Here is a 12,699-nt window from a genome sequence, read left to right on the forward strand (position 1 = left end):
CCGCGGGCGCGCCGCCCGCCGCTCCCCAGCCCGGCGGCAGCTCGTGGATCCCGGCCCCCGCGAGGACCGAACGCAGGATCGTCGCCCGGGCGTCGGGCTGGACCCGCAGCGCCTCGGGGAGCTCGCGGCAGGCCCGTACGACCTGGTTGTCGAGGAACGGCGCGTGCAGCCGCTGGCTGCGGATCTCCGCGGCCTGCTCCAGGATCCGGTGGTCCGCCGCCGCCCGCGCCAGGGCGGCCCGCGCCCGGGACTCGCCCGGCCGCTGCACCGATGTCGGCAGCGTCGCCGCCCGGTTGAGGCGAACCGATACTTCCGCCAGCGCCTCCCCCGTCAGCCAGCGCGCCGCCGGCCCCGGGCGCGCCCAGGTCAGCGCGGCGAGCGAGGCCCCGAGCGGCCCGTTCGCGGCCTGCGCGGTGCGGTTCGCCTCAAGGAGGCCGGCCGCTGCCGTCTCCAGGCCGGTGCGGTACGGCGTACGGGCCAGCCGCCGGGCCGCCCGGTACACCGTCAGCGGCACGAGCAGCGCCTCCGCCGACGGCCCGGTCGCCCGCGCCAGCGCGGTCACCGGGCGCACCAGGGACCTGCGCCGCCGGTCCATCAGCAGGTCCGCGAGCCGCGCCGGGTGCGCGTCGAGGACCTGCCGGGCGCCGAGCCCGGTGAAGTGGTCCGCGCTGCCGGCCGCGAGCCGCCTGCGGTGCCGCTCGGCGATGACCAGCGACGGGCCCGGCTCGTCGGTGAGCGGACCCTCCAACTCCGCGTACGGCAGGGCCTCCTCGCGCGCGGCGACGACGACGTGGTGCAGCCGCGGGTTCGCCGCGATGACCCGGGCCCGCTCCAGCTCGTCCTCCCGGCCCCGCGTCGCCAGGTCGTTGAAGGTGACCGCGAGCAGCCGCTCGCCCGCGCCCGTTCCGTGGCCCAGGATCGTGCCCGGCACCCCGGGCAGCCCGGCGGCGAGCAGTGCGAGGGTGCCCGACGCGCTGCCGCCCGACAGGTCCGCCCCGATGCCGGGCGCGGGCCCCGCGCCCCGGGCGGCCCGCCGGTCGGCGGGCCCCATGCCGGGCACCGGCCCCGGGTCCGGCGGCAGGGTCTCCGGCGCGTGCCGGGGCGCGGTGAGGCGCGCTCGCACGGCCTCGACGAGCGCGTCCCGCACCCCGTCGACGGACCGGCGCGGGTCCTTCTCCGGCGCGGCGACCGCGAGCGAGGCGACCGGCTCGTACCCGGTGATCTCGCGCGAGCCCTCGCGCAGTACGAGCGCGTGGCCGGGCGGGATCCGCCGGACCCCTTCGTACGGGGTGGAGTCGCGCAGCGCCTCCGGGGTCTCGGGGCAGGCGAGCAGCGCGGCGAGGTGCCCGATGTCGAGCTGCGCCTCGATGAGGTCGGCCAGCGGCAGGGCGGCTGTGGCGTACGCGGTGCCGCCCGCCCACGGGGTGTGGAACACGGGCCGCGCGCCGGCGAGGTCGCCGGTGACGGTGATCCGGCGGCCGGCCTGCACGACGACGGTGTAACTGCCCGCCCAGGCGGTGAGATGCCGCAGGGCGCCGCCGCGCGCCGCGAAGAGCGCCACCTTCAGTTGCTCGTCGCTGGCGGCGCAACAGCCGAGCACCGCGAGGCGGGTGTCGGCGTCGACGGACACAATGCGGACCTCGTCGGGACGCCAGTCGCCGACCGCCCAGAGCGGATCCGGGTCTCCCCACAGGAGTTGGGCCCCGACGGGGTGGAGGGTGAGCCCCTCGGACTCGTCGCCGACCGCGCCCGCGGAGCCCGACGAGCCCGCAGAGCCCAAAGGGCCCACAGCATCCGGGTAGCCCGCCGGTCCCACCCGCGTACGCGTACCGAAGCGCGCGGCGATACTGCTCCAGCCCACCAGCCACCGCATCGCTGCCTCCACAGACTGTGGACAACTGTCGTCAGGCCCAGTCAGGCCCAGCCAGGGTCCAGTCAGGTCCAGTGGAGAACATGCTGCCACGACAAAGGGCGCACAGGAGCGGCTCCGGGTCGCGCACGCAAAACGCGAATGCGCCCCTGGCATTGGCCAGTTGCCGACGGTTCACACCCTGGACGCGCACCGTCGGCATTCGGCCAATCTCGGCGCGTGACGGTTCGGGTGTGTCGTGGGACGAAGGGCGCCGCGTGCGGCGCTCAGTGACAGTCCGGGAGGCGCCGCTCGCCTCCCGGACCCTTCCGCCGCCCGCGGGGATTGGGGCGGCGGCATCCCCCAGCCCACTGCCGCTTCGCGCAGCGGGCCGACCCACGCACCACTCATGGAAGCGCTCCCCGCAGCCACCGACGAGAGCGCACAGGTGGGCGCACGGCCACACGCCCGGAGCACGAGGACCGGCCGACGGCCCTCGGCCATCCACCTGAGCGCACCACAATCCCGCCATAGGGAACACCGCCTCTTAACGGTAGGGATGCGGCGAACTACGCTGGGTTTACGAATGCCGCGCGCCTATGCCGGGCGTCGCGGCGGCCGTCTGTGTGTCGAGGGGTGGCGCATGTCCAGGGAACAACGCGGGCCGAACGACAAGCTCGGCACGGTTCTCGCCCTCGCGGGAATCAGCAACGCCGGGCTCGCCCGGCGGGTGAACGACCTCGGCGCGCAGCGCGGTCTGACGCTTCGTTACGACAAGACGTCGGTGGCCAGGTGGGTGTCGAAGGGCATGGTGCCGCAGGGTGCCGCCCCGCATCTGATCGCCGCCGCGATCGGGCAGAAGCTCGGCCGCCCCGTCCCTCTGCACGAGATCGGGCTCGCGGACGCCGACCCGGCGCCCGAGGTGGGGCTCGCCTTCCCGCGCGACGTGGGCGAGGCGGTCCGCTCGGCGACGGAGCTGTACCGGCTGGATCTCGCCGGTCGGCGCGGTGGCGGGGGCGGGATCTGGCAGTCGCTCGCCGGGTCGTTCTCGGTCAGCGCGTACGCGACGCCCGCCTCACGCTGGCTGATAACCCCCGCCGACTCGTCGGTGGAGCGCCAGGTTCCGGCGGTCGGCGCGGTGGCGGGATCTGTGAGCAGCGGCGGAGGTGAGCGGGCGGCCGGTGACGCCCCGGCGCCCGAGGCCGCGGCCCCCGAGGCCTCCGACGAGGGGTACGCACGGGTCGGCCACAGCGACGTGGCCAAGCTGCGCGAGGCCGCCGAGGACGCGCGCCGCTGGGACTCCAAGTACGGCGGCGGCGACTGGCGCTCCTCGATGGTGCCGGAGTGCCTGCGGGTGGACGCGGCGCCGCTGCTGCTCGGCTCGTACTCGGACGAGGTAGGCCGGGCGCTGTTCGGCGCGACGGCGGAGCTGACCCGGCTGGCCGGCTGGATGGCCTTCGACACCGGGCAGCAGGAGGCGGCGCAGCGGTACTACATCCAGGCGCTGCGGCTCGCCCGGGCGGCCGCGGACGTGCCGCTCGGCGGGTACGTGCTCGCCTCGATGTCGCTGCAGGCGACGTACCGGGGCTTCGCCGACGAGGGCGTGGACCTGGCCCAGGCGGCCCTGGAGCGCAACCGGGGCCTGGCGACCGCGCGCACGATGTCGTTCTTCCGGCTCGTCGAGGCGCGGGCGCACGCGAAGGCGAACGACGCGGCGGCGGCGGGCGCGGCGCTCAAGGCGGCCGAGGGCTGGCTGGAGCGGTCCCGGGAGGGCGACGGGGACCCGTCGTGGCTCGGCTTCTACTCGGAGGACCGGTTCGCGGCGGACGCGGCCGAGTGCTACCGGGACCTGAAGGCGCCGCGGCAGGTGCGGCGGTTCACGGAGCAGGCGCTGTCCCGGCCGACGGAGGAGTTCGTCCGCTCGCACGGCTTACGCCTGGTGGTGAGCGCGGTGGCGGAGCTGGAGTCGGGGAACCTGGACGCGGCGTGCGCGGCGGGGGTCCGGGCGGTGGAGGTCGCGGGCCGGATCTCGTCGGCCCGGACGACGGAGTACGTACGGGACCTGCTGCACCGCCTGGAGCCGTACGGCGACGAGCCGCGGGTGATGGAGTTGCGGGAGCGGGCGCGGCCGCTGCTGATGACGCCGGCGTGACGCACGTCCCAACTCGGTGAGCGGCGTTTAACAGGATTGTCAGTGGGCCAGTGCACTATCGGGGTGGGAGGTGGCACTGGTGTCCGGGTCCAGGTATGCGTACGACTGCGATGTGCTGATCGTCGGCGGCGGGATCGTCGGCCTGTCGACGGCGTACGCGCTCACGCGCGCGCGGCCGGGCACGCGGGTCACCGTCCTGGAGAAGGAGCTCGCCCCGGCGCGGCACCAGACAGGGCGCAACAGCGGGGTGATCCACAGCGGGATCTACTACAAGCCCGGCTCCCTGAAGGCGCGGTTCGCGGTCGCCGGCGCAGCGGAGATGGTCAAGTTCTGCGCGGAGTACGGCATCGCGCACGAGGTCACGGGCAAGCTGATCGTCGCCACCGGGCGGGACGAGCTGCCGCGGCTGCACGCGCTGGTGCAGCGGGGCCGGGAGAACGGGATCCCGGTGCGGGAGCTGGGGCCCGCGCAGATCAGCGAGTACGAGCCGCGGGTGCGGGGGATCGCGGCGATCCACGTCGGGACGACGGGGGTGTGCGACTTCGGCGCGGTGGCCGCGCGGCTCGCGGAGGCGTCGGGCGCGGAGATCGCGTACGGAGCGGAGGTCGTCGCGGTCGACCGGCGGCCCTGGGGCGTGGCGGTGCGCACGGCGGACGGGCGGATCGTGCGGGCCCGGGTCCTGGTGAACTGCGCGGGGCTGCACTGCGACCGGGTGGCGCGGCTGGCGGGGGACGACCCGGGGATGCGGATTGTGCCGTTCCGGGGGGAGTACTACGAGCTGACGCGGCCGTCGCTGGTGCGCGGCCTGGTGTATCCGGTTCCGGATCCGGCGTTCCCCTTCCTCGGGGTGCATCTGACGCGCGGCGTCGACGGCGGCGTGCACGTGGGGCCGAACGCGGTGCCGGCGCTGGCCCGCGAGGGCTACGGCTGGACGGTCCTCCACCCTGGCGAGCTGGCGGCCACGCTGGCGTGGCCCGGGGCGTGGCGGATCGCGCGGGAGCACTGGCGGTACGGGGCGGGGGAGCTGCGTCGCTCGGTCTCGAAGCGCGCCTTCACGGAAGCGGTCCGCAGAATGCTGCCCTCGGTGGAGGAGTCCGACCTCCGCCGAGCCCCGTCGGGCGTCCGCGCCCAGGCGGTCCTGCGCGACGGCACGCTGGTGGACGACTTCCTGATCAAGCAGTCCCCCCGCACGATCCACGTCCTGAACGCCCCGTCCCCGGCGGCGACGGCGTCACTCCCCATCGGCAGAGAGATCGCGACGCGGGCCCTGGCGTTCCTGTAGCGGGGCCCACTCCCTGCCGCACGGCCCGGAGCGGAGCCCCGCGCCCTGCCGCACGGCCCGCAATTTGCTCCCGCCCGTAAAATTGGTCGCACTGTGTCTGAGATTCGTGAAACCGTCGCCCCCGCCCCCCGCCGCGGCAGCCGTATGTTCGCGCCCGGTGAAGGGCCCTCGCCCGATCCCGCCGGGTCGCATCATGAGCGGCGGATTCGGAGTTTTCAGCCGCGGCGGAGTCGGGTGACCGCCGGGCAGGCCGAGGCGATGCTGAAGCGGTGGCCGGACTGGGGGCTCGACATCGACGGGCACCGCGTCCTCGACCTCGATGAGATGTTCACCGGGCGGCCCGTCGTCCTCGAGATCGGGTTCGGCATGGGTGAGGCCACCGCGCAGATGGCCGCCGCCGACCCCGACACCGGCATACTCGCCGTCGACGTCCACACCCCCGGCCAGGGCAACCTCCTCGGCCTCGCGGACCGCAACAACCTCGACAACGTCCGCGTCGCCAACGGCGACGCGATCATCCTGCTCCGCGAGATGCTCACCCCCGACGCCCTCGACGGCGTCCGCGTCTACTTCCCCGACCCCTGGCCGAAGAAGCGCCACCACAAGCGCCGCCTCATCCAGCCCGAGTTCCTCACCCTCGTCGCGACCCGGATGAAGCCCGGCGCCGTCCTGCACTGCGCCACGGACTGGGAGCCGTACGCGGAGCAGATGCTGGAGGTGCTCTCCGCACACCCCGACTTCGCGAACACCGCCCCCGACGGCGGCTACGCCCCCCGCCCCGCCTTCCGGCCCCTCACCCGCTTCGAGGGCCAGGGTCTCGACAAGGGGCACCGGGTGCATGATCTTCTTTTTCGCAGGAAGTAGCCCCCACCCCTCGGCTAGCGTCGGACCGTGCCGAATCACCCCGTGCCCACCGCGGACGCCGACGCCCCGCCCACCGCGCCGAGCGACCGCGCCCAGTGGCGCTACCGGCCCGTGCACGCCTTCCGGCACCACCCCGCCCTGCGCGCGGCCACCGTCTTCGCCGTGCTCGCGCTCTGCGGCCTGGTAATCCTGGTCCTGCTCCGCAAGAAGACCGGCACCGAGGGCTTCCTCGTCGGCATCGGCCTCGCCGTGCTCCCGGTCCCGCTGCTCCTCGCCGCGTTCCGCTGGCTCGACCGGGTCGATCCGGGCCCCTGGAAGAACCTGATCTTCGCCTTCGCCTGGGGCTCCGGCGCCGCCGCGCTCATCGCGCTCACCGCGAACACCTTCGCGATCCGCTGGATCGCCACGGCCACCACCACCACCGACGAGGACGACCTCCTCGCGCTCGGCGCGACCTACGTAGCCCCGATCGTCGAGGAAAGCGTCAAGGCCGCCGCCGTCCTCCTGCTGTTCCTGCTCCGCCGCCGGCACTTCACCGGCCTCGTCGACGGCGTCGTCGTCGCCGGCTTCACCGCGACCGGCTTCGCCTTCACCGAGAACATCCTCTATCTCGGCAGCGCCTTCGGCGAGGACCTGGCGAACGGCGCGAGCGTCCTCGGCTCCAAGACCTTCGGGACCTTCTTCGGGCGGATCGTGCTCACGCCCCTCGCGCACCCGCTGTTCACCGTGTGCACCGGCATCGGCTTCGGGCTCGCCGCCGCCACGGCCCGCCGGCACCGGGTCCGCCGCGTCCTGCTGCCGCTCGGCGGGCTGCTCCTCGCGATGGGGGTGCACGCGCTGTGGAACGGCTCGGCCGTCCACAGCCCGCTCGGCTTCCTCGCGGTGTACGGGGCCTTCATGGTGCCGGCCCTCGCCCTGCTGACCTGGCTCGCGATCTGGACCCGGCAGCGTGAGCTGCGCACGATATCGGGGCGGCTCCCGGCGTACGCGGCGGCCGGCTGGCTCACCCCCGCCGAGCCCCTCGCGCTCTCCTCGATGCGGGCCCGCGCGCTGGCCCGGTCCCTCGCGTCCCGGGCGCACGGCCCCGCCGCGGCGCGCGCGGTCCGCGAGTACGAGACCTTCGCGACCACCCTGGCGTTCCTGCGCGACCGGGCCCACCGCGGCGCGGCGGGCCCGGACTTCCCTGCGCGTGAGCAGGAGTTGCTGCACCATCTGTGGCAGCGCAAGGCGGTCGCCGCGCCCGCGCTGACGTACGCGGCGCGGGCGACGGGCCGCGTCTCGACCCCGCCGCCGCACCGTGACTACGCGGGCCCGAATCCGTACCGCGGCTGACGCGCCGCGGCCCTCAGGCCCGTACGATCCGCGGAGGTCAGACCGACAGGCCCTTGGACTGCAGCCATCCCGCCGGGTCGACGCCCGCGCCGCTCGGGGTGTGGACCTCCAGGTGGAGGTGCGGGCCGGTCACGTTGCCGGTCGCGCCGACGCGGCCGATGGTGTCGCCGGTGCCCACGGACTGGCCCGCGCCCACGGTCATCGAGGACAGGTGGCAGTACCAGACCTCGGTGCCGTCCTCCAGCTCCAGGACGATCCGGTAGCCGTACGAGCCGGACCAGCCGGCCGACTTCACGGTGCCGCTGTGCACGGCCTTGACCGGGGTGCCCGTCGGCGCGGCGAAGTCCAGGCCGGTGTGATAGCCGGAGGACCACATCGAGCCGGCCTGGCCGTACGTCGAGGTGATCGTGTACGAGGACGTGGGCAGCGAGTAACTCGCGGCGAGCTTGGCCAGCCGGTCCGCCTCCGCCTTGGCGGCCGCCAGTTCCGCGGCCTTCTTCTGCGCGGCGGCCTCCGCCGTCGCGGCGGTCTGCTGGGCCTTCGCCTCCGCGGCGGCCTTCTCCGCGGCCGCCTTCTCCGCCGCGGCCGTGGCCTCGGCGTCGGCGGATGCCTGGGCCTGCTCGGCCTGCTGGAGGATGCGGGCGCGCAGGGCCTCGCCCGCGCCGCCCGCCTCGGCGGAGCTCTGCTCGCCGTCGGCGGCGGGGGCGGTCAGGGAGGCGTTGGTGAGCGGTTCGAGGTTGCTGTCAGCGAGGCTCGCGCCGCCGCCGTTGCTGTCGCCGTCGGAGATCAGGTCGCCGACGCCGGGCAGGTCCTTGGCCTCGGGCAGGTCGACCTCGGGGAGGCCCATGTCCGGCAAGGAGATGGCGACCGGGGGCTTGTCCTGCGCGGTGGCGATGCCGCCCGCGCCGACCGCCGCGATGACGCCGACGCCGAGGACGGTGGAACTGCGGGCGATGCTGCGCTGCTTGACGACGCGGTGCCGACCGCGGACCGGCGGGCGGAGCGTGTCCTCACCGGGGTTCCACTCCTCCCACTCGCCACCTCCGCTCGGGGCGCCGGGAGCGCCGTACGGGTCGAAGTGGGTAGGGGGAGCAGCAGGGTTGGACGCCACGGAGGCGCACTCCTTTCCTTCCTTCTCGCCTACCGGGTTAGCTGACGGGTTCGGAGCAGGAAGGTCTCCTACGGGTCAGGTTCGACCCGATTCACCCCAAGAGGTGGTTCCCCGGTTCCCTTGCGGGATTCGGCGCACGCGCACGGTGCCGTCTCTTGCGACGACTGGGACGACCGCGCTGCGTTATCGAACGTTAATAGACACCCGGGTCCGATTCCAAGCTGTTCCTCTTGATCGTTCCGGCCATTGGCCTGGACTTAACCAGTCACAACAGGGTGGAAACGGGCGAGTTGACCACCCCTCGACCACCCTGCCCCGAGCGTTCACCTCCTGACGATTCGTCAGCCGTTATCTCTCCGAGATCCTGCGGCTACGGATCGTCACGGCGCTCTCTTCACGGCACCACCGGCATCGTCCGGCGCCGCTCCGGCTGACCCTCCGCCGGCCGGCTGACCGCGAGCAGCGCCATGTCGTCCGTCGACCCGCCCCCGGTGTGCAGGCGCACGTCGTCGACCAGGGCGTCCAGGAGTTCGTCGGGCCCCGGGAAGATCCGTCCGGACAGCCGCTCCCCCGGGGCGTAGAAGACGCCGTCCGAGCCGCGCGCCTCGGTCAGCCCGTCCGTGTAGAAGAGCAGCGTCGCGCCCGACGGGTAGCGCCGTTCGTCGACATGGTCCGGCCAGGCGGCGAGGTCGCCCATGCCGAGCGGCAGCGCGGCCACGGTCGGCTCCAGCCGCTCCAGGCCCCCGTCCGAGTACAGCAGCAGCGGCTCGGGGTGCCCGCGGTTGACGATCCGGACCCGGCCGTCGTCGCGCGGGATCTCGGCGAGCACAGCCGTGGTGAAGCCCTCGAAGGCGTCCAGGGTGTCGCGCCGCGTGCCCTCCCGGGCCAGCGCCCGCTCCAGCCGCTGCGCCACGCCGTCCAGGCCGCTCTCCTGCTCGGCGGCCTCCCGGAAGGCGCCGATGACGACCGCCACCGCCTCGACCGCGTCGAGCCCCTTGCCGCGGACGTCGCCGACGACGAGCCGCACCCCGTACGGCGTGTCCTGGACGGCGAACAGGTCGCCGCCGATGAACGCGTCGGCCTGCGCCGCCTCGTACCGCGCGGCGATGTGCAGTCCGCCGATCCGCTCGGCCGGCGCGGGCAGCACGGCCTTCTGCGCGGCCTCGGCGATGACCCGCGCGGACGCCAGACGCTCGCCGCTGCGCTGCACTACCCGGTTGATCAGCAGCGCGAGCGCCGAGACCGTCAGGACGGTGAGGGTCTCGATGATCGCGGGCACATCGGTCGCCGTCCCGTTGTACGTGTGCAGCGCCACGCTCATCACGACGGCGACGATCGCGGTCAGCAGCGTGGTGCGGAACGAGAAGAACGGCGCGGCGATCAGCGGGGCGGCGGAGTAGAACGGGGCGGCGGTGAACTCCGGCGGGGTCGACAGGTCGAAGACCGCCCCGCCGACGATGACGAGCGCGGGCAGGACGCGTACGAACCGCCGCGTCCGCGGCATGGGGCTCGCCTCGCCCGTCCCGCCGTCCGCCGTTCGTCGCCCCACCTGTCGTCTCCTGCCCTCCGCCTGGGCTGCGGACGGTGTTCCGCCCCACTCAGGCTGGCCGGAGCCGCGCCGCACGGCGACCCGCCGCAGGCCGTCCGGGGGACACGGGACCCCCGGACGACCGCACGCGCTCAGCCCGTCGCGGTCACCGCCGCCGTCTCCTCCCCCTTCGGCTCGGGCGCGGCCAGGTGCCCGCCGCGCGACAGCAGCGCCACCGCCCCCGCGCATCCGACGCCGACGGCGCACATCACCAGCCACGGCACCGGCGAGCGGACCCCGGTCGCGTCGAGGAGCACGCCCGTGCCCAGGTTCCCCAGGGTGATCCCGATCCCGCAGACCGTGTTGTAGAGGCCGTAGTGGGTGGCCACCCAGCGGTCCCGGGCGAGCGCGACGACGGTGTCCATCTCGAACGGGTAGAGCACCGCGTTCGCCACCGCCAGGACCGCCGCGCACAGCAGCAGCCCGGCCACCCCGCGCACCGCCGCGGGCAGCAGGAACGCCGCGCCCATCAGCCCGAGCCCGAGGACCAGGCAGCGGGTCCGGGTCAGCCGCCGTCGGCACCAGTCGGTGATCCGCAACTGGCCGCCCAGGGTGACGAGCGCGGAGACCACGAACAGCGCGGTCGTCGCCGTCGTGCCGCCCGCCGCCAGCGGCAGCGCCAGGTAGACCTGGAAGGACAGCACGTACGAGCCGGTCATCGCCAGCGAGAACAGCCAGAAGGACCGGTTGGCGAGCACGACCCGGAACTGGCCCCGGACGTCAGCCGCCGCCTGCCCGCTGTCCTTCGACCGCGCCGGAAGATGCCGCAACTGCACCGCCGTCAGCAGCGCGAACAGCACCGCCGCGACCGTGCAGGTCAGCCGGAACGACACCCCGGTCAGCGCCACCCCGATCAGCGGCCCGAGCAGGATCCCCGCCTGGTAGTACGTGTTGAACAGCGCGAACGCCTCCACGCGCCGCTCCCCCGCCTCCGCCGCGAGGTACGCCCGCACGGCCGGGTTGAACAGCGCGCCCGCGAGCCCGGTCGCCACCGAGGCCGCGATCAGCACCGGCAGCGACTGTGCGAAGGCCAGCGCGCCGAAGCCGACCGTGCGCAGCGCGCACCCGGCGACGATCAGCGGCTTGAACCCGAGCCGGTCGGCGAGCGCCCCGCCGACCAGGAACATGCCCTGCTGGGAGAGGTTGCGGACACCGAGGACGAGTCCGACCGCCCAGGCCGCCATGCCGAGCCCGTCCGCGAGATGCGCGGCGAGGTACGGCATCAGCATGTAGAAGCCGAGGTTGATGGTCAGCTGGTTGAGGAAGAGCAGCCGGACGGCCGGATCGAAGCCGCGGCTCTGCCGCACGATCCGCATCACCGCACACGCTCCCGGTTCAGGGCGCGCCGGGTCCAGCCGGTGACCGCGCCGCCGGTCGTCTCGTACCCGACGGGCTCCTCCCGCACCGGGCCGTCGAGCAGCCCGTGCGCGGCGCAGAAGTCGTCGTTGAAGACGGTGTCGAAGTAGCGCTGCGGCCCGTCGGGGAAGACGGCCGCGATCCGAGTGCCGCGCGGCCGGGTGCGGGCCAGCCAGCCCGCGACCAGCGCGACCGCGCCGACGCTCCAGCCGCCGGTGGCGAACTGCCGGGCGGCCAGCCGGCGGGCGGCCTGGACCGCCTCGGCCGGCGCGACCCAGTGGACCTCGTCGAAGGCGTCGTGGTCGACGTTGCCGGGATGGATGGAGGAGCCGAGTCCGCGCATCAGCCGCTGCCCGGCCGGGAGGCCGAAGACGGTGGAGTTGATGCTGTCGACGCCGACGAGTTCGAGCGCGGGACTGCTGGTGGCGCGCAGCGCGCGGGAGATACCGGCCGAGTGGCCGCCGGTGCCGACCGCGCAGACGAGCACGTCGATCCGGTCGAGCTGCTGGGAGAGCTCGGCGGCGAGCCCGCCGTACGCCTGCTGGTTGTCGGGGTTCTGGTACTGGTTGGGCCACCACGCCCCGTCGAGGGCGAGCAGCAGCTCGGCGACCCCGTCCATCCGGGCCTGCTGCCAGCCGCCCTGCGGACTGGGCTCGGTGACGACGTGGACCCGGGCGCCGTGCGCGACGAGCATCCGCTCGACGATCGGCTCCAGGCCGGGGTCGGTGACGACGTGGACGGGGTGGCCGTGCAGCACGCCGGCGAGGGCGAGGCCCAGGCCGAGGGTGCCGGAGGTCGACTCGACGATCGGGGCGCCGGGCCGCAGATCGCCGCGGCGGCGAGCCTGTTCGACCATGTGGAGGGCGGCACGGTCCTTGATGCCGCCGAAGTTGAAGCCTTCGAGCTTGGCCCAGTAGCCGGTGCCGGGGCCCTCGTCCACCCAGAGGGTGGGGGTGTTGCCGACGGTCTGCTCGGCGATCTGCTCGGCGGTGGACAGCAACTTGCTCATGAGGTGCACATCCTGGGAGTGGGTACGGAAAGGAGCCGGGTCGTGGTGCGTGACCCGGCTCAGTTCCGGTCGACTCCGAGGGCGAGGCGCAGGCTGCCCGGCGCGGGGCCGGGCCCGGCCCGGCCGCGGACGCACGCGAGGTGCGGGGCGGCGGGC

At 74.3% G+C, this 12,699-nt stretch carries 9 protein-coding genes and 1 riboswitch; of the genes, 4 read left to right on the forward strand and 5 right to left on the reverse strand.

Annotated elements, in window-relative coordinates; all coding sequences use genetic code 11:
- A partial coding sequence (locus VIU94_RS36495) for an asparagine synthase-related protein (RefSeq protein ID WP_331918489.1) occupies nt 1-1,873 on the reverse strand: 1,873 nt, incomplete at its 3' end.
- A 619-nt stretch (nt 1,874-2,492) separates the two neighbouring features.
- On the opposite strand from VIU94_RS36495, the gene VIU94_RS36500 reads away from it, so the two are divergent.
- From VIU94_RS36500 to VIU94_RS36515, 4 genes are all read left to right on the forward strand, one after another.
- Nucleotides 2,493-4,001, forward strand: coding sequence for an NsdA family TPR-like regulatory protein (locus tag VIU94_RS36500; RefSeq protein WP_331918491.1), 1,509 nt, complete (start codon nt 2,493-2,495; stop codon nt 3,999-4,001).
- A gap of 79 nt (nt 4,002-4,080) precedes the next feature.
- The gene (lhgD, locus tag VIU94_RS36505) at nt 4,081-5,283 is read left to right on the forward strand and encodes an L-2-hydroxyglutarate dehydrogenase (protein WP_414721069.1); all 1,203 of its coding nucleotides are present in this window, start codon (nt 4,081-4,083) and stop codon (nt 5,281-5,283) included.
- Between the two features lie 144 nt (nt 5,284-5,427).
- Nucleotides 5,428-6,147, forward strand: coding sequence for a tRNA (guanosine(46)-N7)-methyltransferase TrmB (gene trmB, locus VIU94_RS36510; protein WP_331918502.1), 720 nt, complete (start codon nt 5,428-5,430; stop codon nt 6,145-6,147).
- Between the two features lie 27 nt (nt 6,148-6,174).
- Nucleotides 6,175-7,479, forward strand: a complete 1,305-nt coding sequence (locus VIU94_RS36515) for a PrsW family intramembrane metalloprotease (RefSeq protein WP_331918493.1) — start codon at nt 6,175-6,177, stop codon at nt 7,477-7,479.
- A gap of 37 nt (nt 7,480-7,516) precedes the next feature.
- On the opposite strand, the gene VIU94_RS36520 is transcribed toward VIU94_RS36515, so the two are convergent.
- The 4 genes from VIU94_RS36520 to VIU94_RS36535 all read right to left on the reverse strand — a co-directional run bounded on the left by VIU94_RS36520 (nt 7,517) and on the right by VIU94_RS36535 (nt 12,543).
- On the reverse strand, nt 7,517-8,590 hold the full coding sequence (locus tag VIU94_RS36520) for a M23 family metallopeptidase (RefSeq protein WP_331918495.1): 1,074 nt from the start codon (nt 8,588-8,590) through the stop codon (nt 7,517-7,519).
- 11 nt (nt 8,591-8,601) lie between these two features.
- Nucleotides 8,602-8,735, reverse strand: a riboswitch (cyclic di-AMP (ydaO/yuaA leader).
- A 249-nt stretch (nt 8,736-8,984) separates the two neighbouring features.
- Nucleotides 8,985-10,094, reverse strand: coding sequence for a PP2C family protein-serine/threonine phosphatase (locus tag VIU94_RS36525; protein WP_331918503.1), 1,110 nt, complete (start codon nt 10,092-10,094; stop codon nt 8,985-8,987).
- 176 nt (nt 10,095-10,270) lie between these two features.
- Nucleotides 10,271-11,494: an MFS transporter gene (locus VIU94_RS36530; RefSeq protein WP_331918497.1), complete on the reverse strand. Its 1,224-nt coding sequence runs from the start codon at nt 11,492-11,494 to the stop codon at nt 10,271-10,273.
- Nucleotides 11,494-12,543 carry a PLP-dependent cysteine synthase family protein gene (locus VIU94_RS36535; protein ID WP_331918499.1) on the reverse strand — a complete coding sequence of 350 codons (1,050 nt, stop codon included), beginning with the start codon at nt 12,541-12,543 and terminating at the stop codon, nt 11,494-11,496. Before VIU94_RS36535 ends, VIU94_RS36530 begins: the two co-directional genes overlap by 1 nt.
- Between the last annotated feature and the right edge of the window lie 156 nt (nt 12,544-12,699).

The sequence above is a fragment of the Streptomyces sp. genome (assembly GCF_036566765.1).
Lineage (GTDB): Bacteria > Actinomycetota > Actinomycetes > Streptomycetales > Streptomycetaceae > Streptomyces.

Coding starts and splice junctions, on each gene's coding strand:
- VIU94_RS36500 (WP_331918491.1), top strand. CDS start 2,493: ATGTCCAGGGAACAACGCGGGCCGAACGACAAGCTCGGCACGGTTCTC.
- VIU94_RS36535 (WP_331918499.1), bottom strand. CDS start 12,543: ATGAGCAAGTTGCTGTCCACCGCCGAGCAGATCGCCGAGCAGACCGTC.
- trmB (WP_331918502.1), top strand. CDS start 5,428: ATGTTCGCGCCCGGTGAAGGGCCCTCGCCCGATCCCGCCGGGTCGCAT.
- VIU94_RS36525 (WP_331918503.1), bottom strand. CDS start 10,094: ATGCCGCGGACGCGGCGGTTCGTACGCGTCCTGCCCGCGCTCGTCATC.
- VIU94_RS36530 (WP_331918497.1), bottom strand. CDS start 11,494: ATGCGGATCGTGCGGCAGAGCCGCGGCTTCGATCCGGCCGTCCGGCTG.